Below are 17,690 nucleotides of genomic sequence, written 5' to 3' on the forward strand. Positions count from 1 at the left end.
TGTCAATTAGTCAGCGACATCCCTGCAACGCTTTTTAAACGGCCAGTAAGCTCAGGAAAGTTCAAACAATCCGTCAGATACCGTTTCTCCTTCTCCAAATGCTCTTCCAAAGTGGAATAAAACGACGTGCGAAGAAGCTCTTTCATCCGCTGCAGATTCCTGGATTCGCCTTGCACGAACTGACGGCATAACGTATCAATGCGCTCCAGCATGACTGCTCTTTTCTCTACGACATCATGAAAGAGCCCCCAATCCGCCACTTCCTTCGCAGTAAACATGCGTCCGGTCAACAGCAACTCCATCGTATGCGAGAGTCCGATATAACGAGGTAGGAAATAACTCGCGCTGAGGTCCGGAGTAAACCCCATATAATGGAAGTTCTCGATAAACTTCGCTTTCTCTTCAGCGATTCGGTAATCGCAAGCAAGCATAATGTTAAGACCGCCGCCATAGGCATATCCATGAACCCCTGCAATGGTCAGTTTGGGAGAATGATAGATTTCCAGAATCACTTGATTAAGTTTCTCCACCACCTCGGACAATAAAGCCGCCCCATTCTGAAGCGTGGATAGTTCAATGAGTTCATCCAGTGCAGGACCGGAGGAAAAAAACGCTCGCGCCTTGGAAAGGAACACAATCGCATTGCAGCTCGGGTTCTCATTCGCTTCTCGCACAGCTTCATATAGTTCAGTCGCCATTGCCAGGTCCAAACTATTTTTCGTTTCAGGGTTGTTCATTAAAATGTAATAAATCCCTTCTTTATCGTCGACTTGTATCGAGCTCATAAACCTTCACCTGCCTGAACCAGTAATTTCATCTCGTTTGACGAAGAAGAGGTTTCATTTATGATTTTATGATACAGCTTATAGCCTGATAGCAATGCGGATACAACACCTCCGCCCGGATCGGTCCAGTGGCCGGATAGATAAAGTCCAGCAATCGGTGTACCGTGCTGTGGACGCGAAGTCATCTGTTTCATGTTCTGCTCCCAACCGTAGGTAGCGCCTTGGCTGTTGTTTGTATATCGCTCCATCGTCAGGGGCGAGCCGGATTCAACAAAATCGAGATGACGGCCTAAATCCGGTATGGCTTTTTCCGCCATACGTATTAAAGCTTCTTGATACTTAGGCTTCTCCGTTTTCCAATCGGCACCGACATCATAAGGAACAAGCGTCGTCAGAATCGCCGTGTGTTTTCCTTGCGGGGCTAAACTTGCATCAGCCAGCGTCGGGCATGAAATAGCAAGACCGCACAAACCATCAACACCCGATTGCTTCAAATTCAAATGTTGATCATATGTTTTGGAGTAGTCATAGTGGTTGTAAATGAACGTTTCATGAGCCAGCCCGTACGATTCCAAAGGCAAATCGGTTCCGATAAAAACTTCGAACGCCGACATGGAAACCGTCATTTCAGCGAGGCGTTTCACATATCTGGCAGGGAAATGCTGTTCCCCGACGAGCCCGTGCACCATTTTTTTCAGATCTCCGTTACAGATAACAATCGGCGCCTGCACATACTCTCCAGTTTGCAAAACGATTCCCTTCGCTTGCTTATCTTCAACAACAATCCGTTTCACTTCATTGCGCAGGCATACTTCGCCACCGCATTCTTCAATACGTTCCACGAAAGCATTAGCCAGTTCTTGAAAGCTTCCTTTTAAATAGTAAATATCTTCATTAAAATAACTCATAATGGCGTAAGCGAAATATAGCGCGCTGCCTCGTGTTGGTGGGGCTCCATAATAGCTCCAAAGTGCGGCAAACGTATACGCAGCTTTTTCATCCGTCAAATGCTTAAAGAGCAGTTCATGGAACGTCATATAACGGTATTTCATAATGACCTGGTTGGACATGACATGAAACGGATCACGGGCATGAAGCAGCTCAATCGTTGCGTTATAGATTTGCTGCATGTCGTGGACGAGATTCACAAACCCGTTTCTTTGACTCGGAAAAAGGCGAGCGTAGGTTTCGATCAGTCCCTCCACTTGTCTTGGCACCGTGAAACGGTGTTCGGGATAAATGGCTGTAAAGATTTCAGGCAGCTGAATAAAAGGCAGTTTATCCGCAAGTCCCGCTTTGCTAAGCAGGTCATGAAGCAATCCGTGTTTCTCCGCACCGGCAACAATGCGAACAGCAGCATCAAATGTATACTTATGCCTGCCAAACGAATGCGCATACCCGCCGGCAAAATAATGCCGTTCGGCTACTAGCACAGAGTAACCTTGTTGAGCTAAGTAAGCTGCGGCCCCTAAGCCCCCCATACCTGCACCGATCACAATGACATCATATTTGTCCTTTTTAGGTTTACGAGCCAATGAAACTCACCTCTTTTTCCTCATTGTTTGTTTGAATAGATGAAGCATGAAACTCCAGAAATTCCTTTACTTCAGCGAGGATGTCGGCGGCAAGGGCTCCATCAATAGCCCGATGATCAAAAGCGAGGCTTAATTTCATTATCGGGCGAATCACAATTTGACTTGCTATTGCGACGGGCTTGTCTTGGGTGGTTCCTACCCCAAAACAAAGGGTATTCGAAATTATCGGGTAAAATGCTTGGATCGGCCGATGTCCTAGAGAGGTGATGGTGAACGTCCCTTGCAGCTTGTCACGGTTTTCCAGCTTTCCCATGGCCAGGCGGTAAGCGATTTTGCCCAGCCACATCGGCAGAGACTGAAGTTTGCGCACGCCGTTGAACTCAGCAATATCGTCAACATCTCTGTCACGATAGTATTCGATCACCCTCTGCATCTCTTCCAAGGACTTTTGGTCCGAATCTGCAATGAGTCCCGATAATACGACCCGACTCCCGCCAATCGACTTATCCATGGTGAACTTAGCTGAAATGTTCGAATACACAGCCACTTTCGGAATCAATCCATGCTTGACGGAAGCGTTGGCCTCAGGATACTTCTGAAGGATCCGGGATATAGCCTCGATCAAATAAACAAGATAGCTAATCCGCTCTCCAGCTGCTGCACGTTCAGATCTTCGCTGCTTAACAGCTGACATATCAATCTCTGTGTCTAAATAAACCGTTTTGAATTCCTTGGCATAATCCAAAAAGTGATAAGTATGTCTTCTTGCCTGCGGCATAGGTAAAATGCTCGTCTTGCCCCTGGCACGAATCATTAAACAACCTCCTCGGTTGCGGCGATAAGCAAATCCTTCAGACTTTGTGCGTTCATCACTTGTTCAACCGGCAGACGTACACCTAAGGCCGACTCCAAATGCACCATTAAACGCACCGCATTTACGGAATCCCAATCCGGAAGCTCTTCCATTCTCATTTCATCGTGCAGGTCATTTTCGTCCATATCCAGTACGTCGGCAACGACTTCCTTGAGTGCTTTCATCCCGATCATTGAACTCATTGAGCAGCAATCTCCTCTCCGGTTAACATGTTAATCCATGCAACTTCATCAGGTATGTTCTGCAATCGTTGAACAAATTGCTGCTTCCCCTCATCCATGGGAGCATCTTGATCAGTTTCTACGCGTTCAAACCCGTGCAGCACGTAGAAATCCTTCACAATCACATTCTTTGCCGTAGGAATGTACTCCCCATACACTTCCTGAACGCCTTCTTCTTTGGCCTTCCATAACACATGACGCATAATGGCGGTCTCAATCCTCCTGGAAAATACCCGGCAGCTCATCATGAAATTATCAATCCGCCACGCCGTCTCTGACTTCTCCACAAGTACGCAGCCAATTAATCCGTAGTCACCGAAGCGATCTTTGGTCTGAAATCCGAACACCCAATAATCGCCACTGTTTTCGAATTGTTCGATCTCTGATTCCTGATAGCGTCTGGACGTCATGTTAAACTGGTTCGTTCTCACCGTTAGCTGGGCAAGTCGAGGAAGATTAAAGCCATTAGCGGGTAAAAGATTCACTTGAATATCCAACGAATGCAAATAATCTTCTACCGAACCGCTGGATTGCTTCAACTGCTCCCTTTCAACCTCCCGTTTATATTGGTTCGTACGCTCCAAATCTGTCGATGTCAGCTTGTTCAGGTTAAACCAGCCGGCAGATAATACAGACTGGGCATAATAGGAAGGGTCTTGGGGCAGTTCGGGCACTGTGACATCAGTTAATGAATCACGCACCAGATTCCGCTCGAATGGATTATCATCAATAAATACCAGACTATCGAGCCCGATATTCAGTGCGCTGGCAATCGTTTTAATATTCTCGTGTTTAGGATCCCAATTGGCACGAATGATGACGATATCTTCCAAACCAAGCTGCATATGCGGATGCGTTTCGAACATCTCCCGCACGACGGACTCTTCATTTTTGCTGCTCACCGCCAACAGAACACCTTGATTCTTCAACTGCCGGATTGCTTTTTGAAAATCCACAAAAATTTTGCCCGGTGCCGAATCGCCCAATTGCACGCCGTTGATTCCGTCATCTCCCACGATTCCGCCCCATAGCGTGTTATCCAAATCAAGGACAAGGCACTTCTTGGTTAAGCCCAAGATGCCTCTTGCTACTTTTACACTTTCTGATGCGTAAGCAAACAAAACGTCCTGACTCAAATGGAAGCTTCCATATTGCACTAATCGCGGGTCGGAAAGATTAGCTACTTGATGCTCTTGCAGCAAAATTTCCGTATCCATTACGATGACCTGACTCCAAGCATTAGCCAACTCCAAAAGCCCGATGTTGAAGGATCGCCATATCCGACTGATCTTGGCTTTCGTCTTATAATCGATTTTGGTATTATACGTTTCGCTAGTCAGCGGAACTGTATTGAACACCAGCAAGCCTTTGCAATGCTCTTGATAAATGCCTACGAGCTGCCCCAGCTGCTCCAGCTTTCTTTCACAAGCAAGCTCCAGATCAGCGACATCCCAATCACGAGGCAGTTCTTCCATGACGGTATGTTCATCCAGCAGGCAAACCGTCAATTGCGGAGACATCTCGTATAAGCCACTGCCCGCATTCATTAGCTCATACACATATTGATTGAACCCTGCTGCGTACACGTCAGGCCAGACGCCTTCGCACAACAATAGAGGTCTAAGCATGAGCGGAAAAGAATCACTTGTGAAGCTGCTGAGCACTGCTACTTTCAACGGTTTTATAGGCTGTGTATCTGCTTCTTGCCAAGCATCATGAGCAACGCTTTTCAACATATACCCGATTCTTTCGCAAAACATGGCATCGCGGTTTGCCTGAATGGCACCGACGACCTGTTGCCGATTCGCACCGAGCGAGCCATCGTTCTTCATTTGACGAATGCTTGCAATGAGTTCTTTATTAGTTATCATCTGGCTTCCTCTTTCGTTAAAGCCATGCCTGTCTTAATCCATTTGGAGGATTCAATGGCAATGCAAACCGCTTTTTCTCCAGGGTGCATTCTGTCGATCAGCTGCTCCAACTGCAAATACGGGAGCGCATTCCCGTTATTTCCTGTCTCAGCGACACAATTGATTGTCCTCGTTGAATCAAGTTCAAGGGATTGCACGATGCGATCGGTCATATGTCCGCCTAATTGCGGAGGCAAATAATGAGCAACAGACTCGACGGGACATTGCAACTTCTCCAAGAGTTCCTCCAACATTTCTTTGGCCATAACGGGAACATCCCGTTCAATCGCTTTGTAGTCCTCCTTAGCAGACTGAACTTTCTTGCCCTCTTCCGGACTTTCTTGCAGACCGAACCAATTCATCATTTGACCTGGCTCCCGGTTTAAACCCTCAAAGCGGTTGACGATATGCGAAATAGTGATGCCTTCATGCTCCGAATCCGTGGATAACACAGCCGCTCCCGCTCCGTCGCCGAACAAAGCTAGATTGATCAATTCCGAGGAGCGCAGCTTTTTGAAATCACGGCGGAAGCTCATGTATTTGTTACAAACATCTCCTCCGATAACAAGTGCATTCGTGAAGGCTCCTGTAAGCAAGAAGCGATACGCAACTTCCAAGCCTTGAATGGCTCCAGAGCACCCGGCCTGAATTTCATAAGTGGGTATCCGATTCATCCCGAGCCGGTCGGCTACCAGATTAACCGTTGCAGGCATCAAATGATCCGGCGTAGCCGTCGACATCACAATCAAGTCAATCTCGTCGTTCGTGAGACCTGCTCTTGTAATGGCTTTCTGTGCTGCTTCATAGGCGAGTTCTTGCAGCTGGAATTTGACGGACTTCTCGTCCAGATCAACGGCAAAATGCCGTGTTTTTGTACCGATCATGAGGTCGATCCAATCTTCACGCAGTCCAAATACCTCTTCCATCTTGGAATTAGGAACCGGATTCCCTGGAAGCGCGGTGGCAACTCCAATGAGCTTCACGGATTTCAAATGATTTTCCTCCCCTGAGTAAGAATGTCGAATTTCAACCTATAGATTGGTTTCCACGCCGATGCCAATTTCGAAATTTTGCCCTCCTATCAAGCTGTTAGGCGCATGAATAATGAAATCCAACATCGCCAGCATTTCGCTCATCGGCTTCATCACCGGCTTTAACCCGTAGATCTCCAGCTTTCGTTGCTTTTCTTTTTTCTCACTCTTCTCAAAATCGGCATCATGGTAACCAAATGTCATGACATTGACGTCAATGCGAAAGGCACTGCATTCTCGTGACAAACATTTCATCATAGAAATTTTGCCATGATTCATGATCGGAGAACTAGGATATTCATCATAGTAGAGCGTGTCATAGATGATCGGAAACACAATTTTCCCGGATTTACGCTTGATCATATGACTAACCGCTGATTTGTTCCACAAAAAGATCCGCTCAAACAGGGCAGGAATTTGTTCTCCAAATTCATCCGGCCCCTCTTCGAACATGCTCTCTTCATCGAGCATTTCATTGCCATGAATCATGACATCAAGCTCACCCATGACAGAGACAGCCTCTTCCATCATGGCGGCGTATTCCGCTTCTTCAGCGGGCATACCATTCACAATATGAAGTCTTTGAGCGGCATCACTTTCCAAAGAACGAGCGTATGCTATCCCTTGCTCCGAACCTTCGATGTGCAGCACAACTCGATGCCCAATTGACAGCATGCGAGTCGCAATCATTTGGTTGAATGCTTGCTGCCCATTTGTAATAAAGATCGACTTGTTCATCCTGTCTCCTCCTATCTGATAAAGCCGCCGTCCACTTTCAACACGCTGCCCGCCACATAATCGGACATCGGGCTGGCCAGGAAGAGGACCGAATCCGCAATTTCCCGTGGCTCCCCCAGTCTCTTCATATTCGTATGCAAGAGAAAATTATCCAGCTTGTCCTGAGGGACGTGACCGATCATTTCGGTATTGATCATTCCGGGAGCGATCGCGTTGACATAAATCCCTTTGGATGCATAACGCCGGGCCAACATGCGAGTCAAGCCGATGATGGCACCTTTGGATGCTCCATAATTCGTTTGCGCTTCACGGCCTAGAACACCGGTAACCGAAATCACGTTTATGATTTTGCCACTGCCCTTGCGCTCCATATACGGAATGACTTCTTTCGAACAACAGTAGGTACCTTCGAAGTTCGTGCGGAACACCCGGTTCCATTCATCCAGCAGCATCTGGGAAGAGAAATTGTCGGCCACAATGCCCGCATTATTGATCAAAATATCAATGCTGCCGTACTCCGTTATCATTTGCTCCATCATGTGCCGAATGAATCCCTGGTCAGTTATCGAGCCTTTGAAAAAGGTAACCTTCATGCCCTTCGAACGAAGGTCCTCTTGGATCTCTTGTGCCATTTGATCGCTGCTGGCATATACACCCACGACCGTTGCGCCTTCCTCAGCAAACCTGTACAAAATCGCCTTCCCAATCCCACGAGTAGCGCCTGTTATGATTGCTACGCGATCTTTCATCATCATCTCAGTACCACCTCTTTGTTCTGAAGCATTAGTTGCTTGGCCAAATTATATCCGCTCCAAATAACTCCGCTGTATCCTCCCCCTGGCTGTGTCCATGCCCCTGCCAAGTACAAGCCTTGGATGGGGGTCGTTTGGGGCAGCCTGCGATGCAGACACTGATCCACCGATTGCTGTGCGCCATAAATAGCGCCATGCCAGTTGCTGGTATAGGCATGATTCGTTCGCGGAGTCGAGAGCTCTGCATAAAGAATATGCTCGCTTACATTCGGGTACAATCGCTCCAGCCTATTGATCAGGATGCGGGTGACCGCCTCTTTTTTCTGCCGATAAGTTTCTTCATCGATTTTATTCCAGCCATCATACTGGCTTAACACAAACAAAGACATCGTGGTTTTACCATCAGCTTGATAAGAAGGATTCAGGTTTTCGTAGATCGTAATGCTAAACGGCATGGTCTCGTAGCTTTCATTCCGCATTTCCTCGTAGGCTTGCTCAAGGTCATAATGCTCGTTAACAAATATTTCATGATCCGTCTCCCCATAAACGCTAGGGAAGTCAATGTCCAGCAGCAAATAAGCCTGAACACACGCGAGGCTCGGCTTGAGCGATTCAATCTTTTTGACATATCGGCGTGGCAGCTGATCGTATCCGATCATCTTGCCAAACGTCTGCATGGGGTCCACATTGGAGATAACAACATCTGATGCAAATTCACCTTTCAGCGTTGTAACGCCCTTCACGGCTCCATTCTCCACTTGAATTTGCGTGACGTGCTGCCGTGTAAGTACTTCTCCCCCATGGTTCTTGATCATTTGAACGAGAGCATTGGAGATTTGTTGGGAACGACCTTTGGGATAATAACCGCCATTCAGCATATATTCCGTCCATGCGTAAGCATAATAAACGGCGGATATCTGGGAAGGGGGAAGTCCATAATACTGCCACTGCTGAGCAATAATGGACTTGAGTTCTGCGCTCGTCAGGAACTGATCAAGCACCTGTTGCAAAGATAAATTGTTATAGGCTAATACAGTTGGGCCATCTTGGAATAAATCATTTGCTTGCCCTTGATTTGTTTTGTTCATCATTAAGAGGATCTCTTTGCGAAGCTGACAAAATTGTTCAAATAACCGCTTGATTCCGTTCCGTTCATCCGGGTACTTGGTCCCCAGGTCTTGCATGTAGGTTTCATAATTATCAACCCGGATCTCATCTCCAGGAAATACAGCTCGATAAAGTGTTTTGGCACGAAGGAATTCAACATGATCCATTAATCCTATTTCGTTTAATACTTCACGAAGAGCACCCTGCTCGCCAAGGTCTCCCATCAGATGCAGCGATACTTCGAATTCGACCGGACGCACGATGCCCTTTACTTTTCGGGTAAAAGAAGTCGCATAACCGCCCGGAATAAAATGACGCTCCAGAACCCGAACCTTCATTCCGGCTTTAGCAAGCATGGCTCCGCTGACCAACCCGCCAAGACCTGCACCGATGATCGTAACTTCCTTCATTTCCGATATACCTCCAAAGTTCCGGCAGCCGGCGATCAGCGTGTTGCTACGGGGATCGTCGGCTGCACAGCAGAGTGGGTGCCGATGGTTAGTTCGCTACAGCGGACAATTGCTCGGAAACAAATTGGGATAATGTCTCTACCGAATAGAAGTGCTTTCTGATTGCTTCTTGATTCATACCGTGCAATTTGACGCCAAACTCCGCTTCTAACCCGGCTACGACATCAAGAGCCTCAACGGAGTCCAGTCCAAGACCTTCACCGAACAATGGAGCATTATCCTCGATTTCCTCTGCCGTAATGTCCTCCAGCTCAAGGCGGTCAATCAAAATATTTTGTTTAATAGCAAACTTAATTTCTTCTACATTTTTCATCATTTTTCTCTCCCATCAGATCTTTTTTTATATGTTCATGAATCGACTCCCGCTTAGGAATCGTTCCTTGAAACCGTTCCTCACACTTCTTATTGCTCTCCAGGGGCAACGACAACGGCTGTATAATTTCCGTTAATGGAAGAACTTACGACCAGCCCATAGTTTCCTTGCATCCCTTTGCTTACAAAAGCAGCAGCTGCAGCAACGTCCAATCCGTTGTCAGAAATCTGTTTGTTGGCATGTAAAATATCAACGGCGGCGCTCAAATGGAATAAAGAACCAGCAGACTCACAATAGCCAAAACGATCATTCAGACACACCACAGGCAGGTCATTATCGGAAAACACTTCATCTAGCGCCTCTCGTTCAGCTGAATGCTCGTCCGTTCCAAGAAAACTGTTAAATAGTACAAAGCCTATGGAAGAAGCTTCAACACCGGATCGTGCTAAAGCCATCTCTATAACACGCTTCACTACATTGACGTCAGAGCCGCCTTTGACTCCGCTAAAAGCAGTTCCAAACCCCTTAAGCTCAGCATATACTTTTTTTCCTGCCAACTTCGCCTGTTCCAGATCCATAAATACGAGAAACGCGCTGCCTTCGCCCATCTCATAGAGAATATTGTCCAGACCTAGGGCTGTATCTACTTGCTTCGAAAATAGAGAACGCTCGTCTCCTGCACCAATGAGACTGTACGTTTGAATTCCTGCGCGAATCGTCTCGTAGCCGTATAGCGCACTGTTTAATCCATCGTTGCCGCCTGTACTCATTGAAGTACCGTAACCCCTAAGGCCTAGCTTCTTAGCAATTTTCCCGGCTGTCGAATTCAGCACCATATCCGGAAAGTAGACGCCACTCGCATGCTCGGGACCTTTTTCAAAAATAGCCGATAAATATTTTTGCGCGCTTTCCAAGCTTCCCCGAGATGTCCCGTAGAATAAGCCGATATCACAGCTATTCTCATTAATCGAGAGGTCTGCATCTTGAAGGGCCAGATGTGCGGCTCCAATGCTGTATTGGGAAAGTGAGTTCATTCTACGTTCATATAATTCTTTGTTATATTCTTTCAGGGAGAAGGTGGTCTCTGCTGCCGTCACTGCCATCTCCTCTTCCGTAAGCCAAGGAAGAATACTGCCTGAGCGGTGTCCGAATCGGGAAACCGTTCCAAGTCCAACGACAGCTACTCGTTTTGGTCCTTCCGTATTTAACTCATTTAACTCATGTAACTCTTCTGTTATTCTCCCCCTATCAGCCCAGTTATAAGAAACGATGGAACAATTATGACCTCCGAAAGCGGAGTTGTTGCATAGGAAGTATCTCACACCACTTTCTCTCATCTCGTTGACAACAAGATTAATTGGATTCACACCTTCGCGCGGTGTTTCAAAATGAAGGGTAGCCGGAAGCAATCCTTCTTGCAGCGCCAGAAGCGTCGTTACGTATTCGATCGAGGCTGCTGCACCTAAGTTATGACCGAAGTAGGCCTTGCTTGAACTGATCAGAATTTGATTGAATCGCTCTTCGCCAAACAATTGGCGCAAGCCATATAGTTCTGCTGAATCATTCGCCTTCGTCCCTGTACCGTGCGTGTTAATATAATCGATCTGATCCTTCGATATGCCAGCGTTGCTTAAGGCAAACTCGACTGCCAACTGGATGCCTTTCCCTTCGGGCTCAGGCGCCGTTTCATGATAGGCGTCGCTGCTCAAACCGTATCCGCAAATTTCAGAATAAATCGTGGCATTCCGTGCCAGTGCACTCTCCAAGGACTCCAGCACAACGAAAGCTGCACCTTCTCCCAAGCTTAAACCGAACTTGTTATTGTAAGGTGAACAAGGGACTGTGTTCAGTGCCTGCAAGACGTTGAATCCGGCATAAACCGAGGATGACATGGAATCCGAACCGCCAGCCAGCATCTTATCGGCGTAGCCGGTCGTAATCATATCGTACGCATAGCCAATCGCATTACCGCTTGCGGCACATGCCGTATTTAATGTATTAACAGGACCCTGCATACCGAAATACATGGCGATATTGTCTCCTTGCTGAAAGAACGGATAACGCGAAGTCCGTTTCACATCGAGCTCAGTAACCGTTGCTTGCTCCTCCAAGGAATTAATTCCCCCGTTGCAGGTGCCGAACGCTACACCGAAACGAGCCGCATTCTCACTGTTAATGGCAATACCGCTATCGGCCATCGCTTCTTTAGCGGCGATAATCCCGAATTGGCTGCAGTAGTCGTAAAGTTCTTGTTCCTCCACCGAGAAATAGTTCTCTGGGTGATAGTCCTTCACTTCGGCGCCAATTCGGCTAATAAACTTATCTGTCTCGAATCGGGTCATGGAGCCAATACCTGTTTCATTTTTCTTCATTTTGGCAAGAACTTGAGACTTGTCTGCTCCAAGCGAACAAATGATACCTATTCCTGTTACAACGACACGCTTTTTTGGTTTCAGTTTCATAAAGTCCTCCACCCTAATTTGAGATTTTACATAAATTCAATAATTTCTTACTTTTTACACTCTCCACTCAAATATTTCCATTGATTCTCAAGATAACAAGATAAAATATATTAGGCAAGTTAAAAAATAGTTAAGATATAATATTACAATGGTTAAAGTTAATACTAATCTATTTTATAATTAAATAACATCATTATTTAATTAACTAATATAATTATTGTAAACGCGAATAAATAAATTACCTATATTTGTATTTTTATTCAATACTTAAATGACGTTATCCTGTTCCCTATTCGTTATTTCAAGAGCCTTTCCCCCAAAACATACACCAAGGCATGATGTACGATCGAAATCAATCCAAGCGTTACGCCAAGGGTTCGCTGGCCTGCTGAATACCATGCTGTTGCGGCTAAACCGGATAAGATTAACTCCTGAACAAGCCGATAAGGTTCAGGCGTGGCAACCACTTTTCGAAAATCGAACAAGCTCCAAAACCCAAAAATTAACAAGGGCGCTCCTATGCTTAGCAGCGTGCTTTGCGTCGCGTTTTTACCGCTATGATACCCCCAGTAAGCTAAAGCAACGACAATGCCTAGCTCCATAAGCCCTCTGAGCGCTAAGTTCAGCCAACTGAAGATCAACAAGATTAGCCACACCACCCTTCCATAGCTCATAAGTATATGTAACAATTGTACTAATTCTATTAGTTAAATTGAAAATAAAATTAATGATAAATACGAATAAAATAAAAAATAGCTGCAGGGACACCCCTAACAGCCAGTAATGAAGCATGGAAATTAATGAATCATGTCACGCTTCCAATAGAGGTTGAGGCGTATTCCCCATAAATTTTCTCTTACCGTGAGACCAGTGAAGTACCGGCTTTTCAACGAAATAAAAGGAAAGCGTTGCGAATAAAAAGGAGACGACTAGAACGACACCGGACACACTGAGCCAAGTGCTTAGACTTTGGGTGCCCATGTACTGGAAGTCCTTAGCCCACGTGACCGAGGAGACACCAATGATCACAAAATGCCAAAGATACAGTCCAAATGACACTTTAGACGTAAACTTAAACACGCGATTATCCAATAGGTTTGCAGCCCATCTCGATTGTGAAGCAGCGCACAAACTAATGGCTATGAGCAAGGAATAAAACGGGAAGAAAAAGGGCTGTTTTTGTAAACTAAGACTGAATTCAGGCATGTGGCGTACGAACCACAGGAGCGCAAACGAGCCAAGAAGTCCTCCTAAACTCACAAAATCGAATACCCCCATGGCTCGAATCCTGTTGATTCCATGAGAGCTTTGACGCAGTCCTGCAGACACACCGGCAGCCAAGATCCCAATGGTAAACTGACCGAAAAAACCGACAGGATTATAGTTCGGCATCCAATACTTGGCACCGCCAATCCAGCCATAGTCCCAGCCTTTCCCTTCACTGCCCGTAGAAAAGAATAAGTGAACAAGTTGATTTAGACCTAGGATAAGGACAAATACCACCACCCAGTACAACAGCCCATTCCGAATAGTCCGTTGCTTGAACATCCATCGATATAGGCCAAACATAAACAGAGGCATCAATACATAACAAAAGACTTCAAAACTAATAGACCATAAAGGACCGTTCACTTCATTAGGGAACAACGTTATGTAATGAAATCCTGCCGTAAACGTTAGTTCTGCCATCAGCCGCGCCCAGAAGTGCTCCGTTGGTACATGAAATAGAACCGTAATCAACGTTGCAACTATAACTGCTATATAATAACCCGGCATAATTCTAGCTGCGCGTCGAACTACATACTGCTTAATATCCGGATATGCGCTGCCGTCAAGGTACTTCTGCCAATACGGTGATGCTAATAAATACCCGCTTAATACAAAAAACACACTTACTCCAGCATTCCCCATCAGCAAAAAGGATTGCAGTTCCTGCATCCAAGGCGACTGCGACTGCATCGCCAGAAATTGTGACAGGTGGTGGAAAATGACGGCCAGACAGGCCATTGCTCTGAATCCATCCGCCCCGCTTAAACGATTGTCCATTAGGTTGGATTTAGTGGACATGGATGAGATTCTCTCTAATGATTCCGTACGCCATTTTCGTAGCAAGCTCCACTTTCATAGGAGACTGATTAAGCATTTGCATCTTCATACGTCTCTTCATCATGTCTTCATCGCTTTCAGCCATAAGCTCCTTTTCCTGATCAGCCTGAAATGCTTGAATAAAGCCCACATGTTCCTGGCGTCTCGCTTGGAAAGACTGGAATGCTTCTTGCGGAATGACCGATTCCGGATTTAGTGCAAGATAGTCTAAGATGACAGGCGCCAATTCATACGCATCTTGAATAGCCAAGTTGACCCCTTGTCCTAATATTGGGGAAACCGTATGCGCTGAATCTCCAATCAAGACAAGTCCGTCACGGGACCACTGGGATACCTCTGCCGTGAAAATATCAAGTAGAACCGTATCTTTCCAGCTTTGAATATGTTGCTGCACGATACCGTCCAACTGAGGCTCCAGTCTACAAACGGTGTCATAGAAAACGCTAATATCTTGTTTTCTAAATTCCTGATAAGCACCTTTGGCAATGTTTATGCCAACACGCAGTTGATCCGGATAAGTAGGCAAAATAATCAAGTGCTGATGCCCGTCGACTTTAATCCGGGTTGCACTTTCCCATCCTTCAGGGCGCGGTACGCGGAACCAAACGGCATCCCGCTTGAAATGTTCAATTTTGGCAGGAATACCGGCCATCTCGCGAATTCGTGTGTACCGTCCGCTCGCATCAACGACGACGGAACTATTCACCGTCACCAATTCCCCGGATTTTTCACGATACACAGCCCCCTTGATTTGCCCATGCTGTTCAATGAGTTCAACCCCTGTTGCTCCCATTTTCAAATGGAAATTAGGATATTCACCGGCTTTGTCCAATATGGCCCCAATTAAAACCGGTTGCGGCAAATCGATAATAAACTTCTGTTCATAAGGAAACTCATGAAAATTGACGGAGAAGATCTTATCCCCCTGGTCGTACATCTCCAGCCCCTCCACCTGCAAAAACCCATGCTTTTTGAGATCATCGAGAATATCCAATTCATTCAGAATGACTACCGACCCTTGAGAAATCGATTCCCCACGAAACTCCCTTGAAAATGCTTGATGTTGTTCCAATACCACTACTTCAAGATCACTTTGTTTGGCAAGCAATAATCCTAACATTGCACCTGCGGGACCAGCTCCAACAATACATACATCAGCCTGAATGACTTGATTCATAACAAATCCTCCTTGAGTTTGATTAGTCCCCGGCAAGGTACCGAAGCATTCCAACGTCTGTTGACTGATATTGACCTTTATGATAAGCTAATACACATAAAAATTAAACTAATTACTTTAGTTTGTCAACAACAACATGAAGTAAAGAATTTATTAAGATTAGCATATTGGCTTCACCTACATACGATTTTACACCCCAAATCAAAAGTTATTAGGAGGAGAAAATTTGGCACGCTTTCTAATCGCAGTATGGCCTTCTGATGGACACGTAAATCCGACAATCCCTTTAGCCAGAAAACTTGTTGAACGAGGTCATGAGGTCATCTGGTACGGCAGTTCGCTTTTTAAAGAGAAAATTCAGTCTACCGGTGTCACTTTCGTTCCATTCACCCACCTCAAGAATTTCAGCGGCTCCACACTCAACGAACATTTTCCCAAGTACATGGAATTAAAGGGGCTCAAACAGTTCAAATGGGGGGTCCGCAACATCATTGGCGGCACCATGGAAGGGTTTGATCAGGATGTGAAAGCGATTCGCGAAACCTTCAAACCAGACGTGCTTGTGATCTGCCCTACCTACACGGGCATTATTCCGCTGCGCAGACGCGGGGATCAAATAAAGACGGTTTGTCTCGGCATGCTACCCTTATCGGTCACCAGCAAAGACATTGCGCCGTTCGGACTCGGCATCAAGCCTATCGATTCCTCTTTCGGACGTCTCCGGAACAGCCTGCTGCATTTCCTTGTTCAGAAAATCGTGTTTCGCAAAGAGCAGCAGCATTTTAACAATATCTTAAAGAAAATGGGACTTCCTAACTTGGATCGCTGGGTATTTGACGCAGCCGTCTTTTATTCGGATGTGTACTTGCAAGGGACATGCCCTTCATTTGAATACCCGAACCGCAATCTTCCTTCCAATGTACAATTTGTTGGGCCCTTCAATTTAACCACTCCCGCACATGATTTCCCGCTCCCATCTTGGTGGGGGGAATTGCAGACAGCCAAACGCGTTGTACTTGTCACACAAGGGACGCTGGCGAATGAAGATTTTAATCAATTGATGTTTCCTGCGATTCAAGCACTGGCGAATAAGGACGTTCTGGTTGTAGCTACAACGGGTAACAAACCGTTGACGAATCTATCTTTTCAATTGCCGGACAATGTCAAGGTAGAACGATTTATTCCCTATTCGCTTCTCATGCCTCATCTGGATGCCATGGTGACCAATGCCGGGTATGGCGGAGTTCATTATGCAATCCAACACGGAGTTCCGCTTATCGTGTGGGGGAAATCTGAAGATAAAAGTGAAGTCAGTGCCCGCGTCGACTGGTCCGGAATCGGCATCAGCCTTAAATCGAACCGGGTAACAGCGGAGGAAGTCGGACAGGCGGTCGACCAATTGTTTGCCAATCCTAGCTTTAAGCAAAGGGTCACCAAGTTGCAAAAAGAGATTGAAGCTCTTGACGCCTACTCGCTCTCCCTTCAATGTCTCGAAAACCTGGCATCGGAAGTTTCTCATCCAACGGCTCAAAAAAGTTCAGAGAAAACGCTTAGTTTTGCTTAATCAACGCCAAGACCAAAATCCCGCATTCTCCGTCAAGGAGGATGCGGGATTTTATATATAGAGTTAATGAGCTGTTTGGGATAAGCGGACATGCAGCCCAGCCAAGAACGTATCGATAATCGTCTGTAGGCTTATGTCCAAATCAAACGGCAGACCAAAGCCTCCCTTTTGTTCAAGCGATGCAAAGCCGTGCAAAATGCTCCGCAAAGCGCGGGCCATATGAATGGCATCCTTTTCCTCAAGCTGATACACTTTCAACACCTGGGTGACGAGATCTACAATTTCTTGCCCGACCTCCTGTGAATCTGGCTCTTGAGGTCCAGCAGCCAGGAGTGTGACCTCATAGAGACCGGGATGCGACCTTGCAAAAGCAACATAAGCTTTGGCCATTTCGCGAATCGCTTCGTCACCGGAGCGGCCAATTGCCGCACGGATAAGCACATTAAGTAGTTGCTCCAACCCATAGATGGAGAGCAGTTTGCGAATGGCTGGAAGACCTTTGAAATGATTGTAAAGGGATGGGGAACGGATATCGAGCTTTTGCGCAAGCGAGGTGATCGATAATTCTTCCACCCCGCCTGTGTCAACAATTTCTGTAGCCGCTTGCAAAATGACGTTTAAGTTAATACTATTTCTTGGTGCCAA

General features: G+C 46.2%; 16 protein-coding genes. 1 reads left to right on the forward strand and 15 read right to left on the reverse strand.

Going from position 1 to position 17,690, the window contains the following annotated elements; all coding sequences use genetic code 11:
• Positions 1–2: 2 nt before the first annotated feature.
• From ACKTT9_RS28425 to ACKTT9_RS28490, 14 genes are all read right to left on the reverse strand, one after another.
• A complete protein-coding gene (locus tag ACKTT9_RS28425; RefSeq protein ID WP_407868575.1) occupies positions 3–785 on the reverse strand; it encodes an enoyl-CoA hydratase/isomerase family protein in 783 nt (260 codons plus the stop codon).
• Positions 782–2,320, reverse strand: coding sequence for a phytoene desaturase family protein (locus tag ACKTT9_RS28430; RefSeq protein WP_407868576.1), 1,539 nt, complete (start codon positions 2,318–2,320; stop codon positions 782–784). Before ACKTT9_RS28430 ends, ACKTT9_RS28425 begins: the two co-directional genes overlap by 4 nt.
• A complete protein-coding gene (locus tag ACKTT9_RS28435; RefSeq protein ID WP_407868577.1) occupies positions 2,310–3,134 on the reverse strand; it encodes a 2-oxo acid dehydrogenase subunit E2 in 825 nt (274 codons plus the stop codon). Before ACKTT9_RS28435 ends, ACKTT9_RS28430 begins: the two co-directional genes overlap by 11 nt.
• Positions 3,134–3,376, reverse strand: a complete 243-nt coding sequence (locus ACKTT9_RS28440) for an acyl carrier protein (RefSeq protein ID WP_407868578.1) — start codon at positions 3,374–3,376, stop codon at positions 3,134–3,136. Before ACKTT9_RS28440 ends, ACKTT9_RS28435 begins: the two co-directional genes overlap by 1 nt.
• Positions 3,373–5,286: an HAD-IIIC family phosphatase gene (locus tag ACKTT9_RS28445; protein ID WP_407868579.1), complete on the reverse strand. Its 1,914-nt coding sequence runs from the start codon at positions 5,284–5,286 to the stop codon at positions 3,373–3,375. Before ACKTT9_RS28445 ends, ACKTT9_RS28440 begins: the two co-directional genes overlap by 4 nt.
• On the reverse strand, positions 5,283–6,308 hold the full coding sequence (locus tag ACKTT9_RS28450; protein WP_407873133.1) for a 3-oxoacyl-ACP synthase: 1,026 nt from the start codon (positions 6,306–6,308) through the stop codon (positions 5,283–5,285). The genes ACKTT9_RS28445 and ACKTT9_RS28450 overlap by 4 nt, the downstream gene beginning before the upstream one ends.
• A gap of 48 nt (positions 6,309–6,356) precedes the next feature.
• A complete protein-coding gene (locus ACKTT9_RS28455) occupies positions 6,357–7,094 on the reverse strand; it encodes an SDR family NAD(P)-dependent oxidoreductase (protein ID WP_407868580.1) in 738 nt (245 codons plus the stop codon).
• An 11-nt stretch (positions 7,095–7,105) separates the two neighbouring features.
• The gene (locus ACKTT9_RS28460; protein ID WP_407868581.1) at positions 7,106–7,849 is read right to left on the reverse strand and encodes a 3-oxoacyl-ACP reductase family protein; all 744 of its coding nucleotides are present in this window, start codon (positions 7,847–7,849) and stop codon (positions 7,106–7,108) included.
• Entirely contained in the window at positions 7,846–9,363 is a 1,518-nt protein-coding gene (locus ACKTT9_RS28465) for a phytoene desaturase family protein (RefSeq protein WP_407868582.1), read from the reverse strand. The genes ACKTT9_RS28460 and ACKTT9_RS28465 overlap by 4 nt, the downstream gene beginning before the upstream one ends.
• An 88-nt stretch (positions 9,364–9,451) precedes the next feature.
• Positions 9,452–9,739 carry a phosphopantetheine-binding protein gene (locus ACKTT9_RS28470; RefSeq protein WP_407868583.1) on the reverse strand — a complete coding sequence of 96 codons (288 nt, stop codon included), beginning with the start codon at positions 9,737–9,739 and terminating at the stop codon, positions 9,452–9,454.
• Positions 9,740–9,825: 86 nt separating this feature from the next.
• Complete coding sequence (locus ACKTT9_RS28475; protein WP_407868584.1) at positions 9,826–12,198, reverse strand: beta-ketoacyl synthase N-terminal-like domain-containing protein; 2,373 nt, start codon at positions 12,196–12,198, stop codon at positions 9,826–9,828.
• 296 nt (positions 12,199–12,494) lie between these two features.
• On the reverse strand, positions 12,495–12,842 hold the full coding sequence (locus ACKTT9_RS28480) for a YrdB family protein (RefSeq protein WP_407868585.1): 348 nt from the start codon (positions 12,840–12,842) through the stop codon (positions 12,495–12,497).
• A 166-nt stretch (positions 12,843–13,008) separates the two neighbouring features.
• Positions 13,009–14,265, reverse strand: a complete 1,257-nt coding sequence (locus ACKTT9_RS28485; RefSeq protein ID WP_407868586.1) for an acyltransferase family protein — start codon at positions 14,263–14,265, stop codon at positions 13,009–13,011.
• A complete protein-coding gene (locus ACKTT9_RS28490) occupies positions 14,255–15,481 on the reverse strand; it encodes an FAD-dependent monooxygenase (RefSeq protein WP_407868587.1) in 1,227 nt (408 codons plus the stop codon). The genes ACKTT9_RS28485 and ACKTT9_RS28490 overlap by 11 nt, the downstream gene beginning before the upstream one ends.
• A gap of 226 nt (positions 15,482–15,707) precedes the next feature.
• Between ACKTT9_RS28490 and ACKTT9_RS28495 the strand changes: the two genes are divergently transcribed.
• The gene (locus tag ACKTT9_RS28495) at positions 15,708–17,045 is read left to right on the forward strand and encodes a nucleotide disphospho-sugar-binding domain-containing protein (protein ID WP_407868588.1); all 1,338 of its coding nucleotides are present in this window, start codon (positions 15,708–15,710) and stop codon (positions 17,043–17,045) included.
• A 63-nt stretch (positions 17,046–17,108) separates the two neighbouring features.
• On the opposite strand, the gene ACKTT9_RS28500 is transcribed toward ACKTT9_RS28495, so the two are convergent.
• Positions 17,109–17,690 (reverse strand): TetR-like C-terminal domain-containing protein, encoded by a 582-nt coding sequence (locus ACKTT9_RS28500; protein WP_407868589.1) that lies wholly within the window; start codon positions 17,688–17,690, stop codon positions 17,109–17,111.

Source organism: Paenibacillus sp. P36, from assembly GCF_045866505.1.
Lineage (GTDB): Bacteria > Bacillota > Bacilli > Paenibacillales > NBRC-103111 > Paenibacillus_E > Paenibacillus_E chondroitinus.

Bases quoted from the DNA above. Each gene is read 5' to 3' on its own strand.
- ACKTT9_RS28425 (WP_407868575.1), bottom strand. From the start codon at position 785: ATGAGCTCGATACAAGTCGACGATAAAGAAGGGATTTATTACATTTTA.
- ACKTT9_RS28435 (WP_407868577.1), bottom strand. From the start codon at position 3,134: ATGATTCGTGCCAGGGGCAAGACGAGCATTTTACCTATGCCGCAGGCA.
- ACKTT9_RS28440 (WP_407868578.1), bottom strand. From the start codon at position 3,376: ATGAGTTCAATGATCGGGATGAAAGCACTCAAGGAAGTCGTTGCCGAC.
- ACKTT9_RS28445 (WP_407868579.1), bottom strand. From the start codon at position 5,286: ATGATAACTAATAAAGAACTCATTGCAAGCATTCGTCAAATGAAGAAC.
- ACKTT9_RS28455 (WP_407868580.1), bottom strand. From the start codon at position 7,094: ATGAACAAGTCGATCTTTATTACAAATGGGCAGCAAGCATTCAACCAA.
- ACKTT9_RS28460 (WP_407868581.1), bottom strand. From the start codon at position 7,849: ATGATGATGAAAGATCGCGTAGCAATCATAACAGGCGCTACTCGTGGG.
- ACKTT9_RS28465 (WP_407868582.1), bottom strand. From the start codon at position 9,363: ATGAAGGAAGTTACGATCATCGGTGCAGGTCTTGGCGGGTTGGTCAGC.
- ACKTT9_RS28470 (WP_407868583.1), bottom strand. From the start codon at position 9,739: ATGATGAAAAATGTAGAAGAAATTAAGTTTGCTATTAAACAAAATATT.
- ACKTT9_RS28475 (WP_407868584.1), bottom strand. From the start codon at position 12,198: ATGAAACTGAAACCAAAAAAGCGTGTCGTTGTAACAGGAATAGGTATC.
- ACKTT9_RS28485 (WP_407868586.1), bottom strand. From the start codon at position 14,265: ATGTCCACTAAATCCAACCTAATGGACAATCGTTTAAGCGGGGCGGAT.
- ACKTT9_RS28490 (WP_407868587.1), bottom strand. From the start codon at position 15,481: ATGAATCAAGTCATTCAGGCTGATGTATGTATTGTTGGAGCTGGTCCC.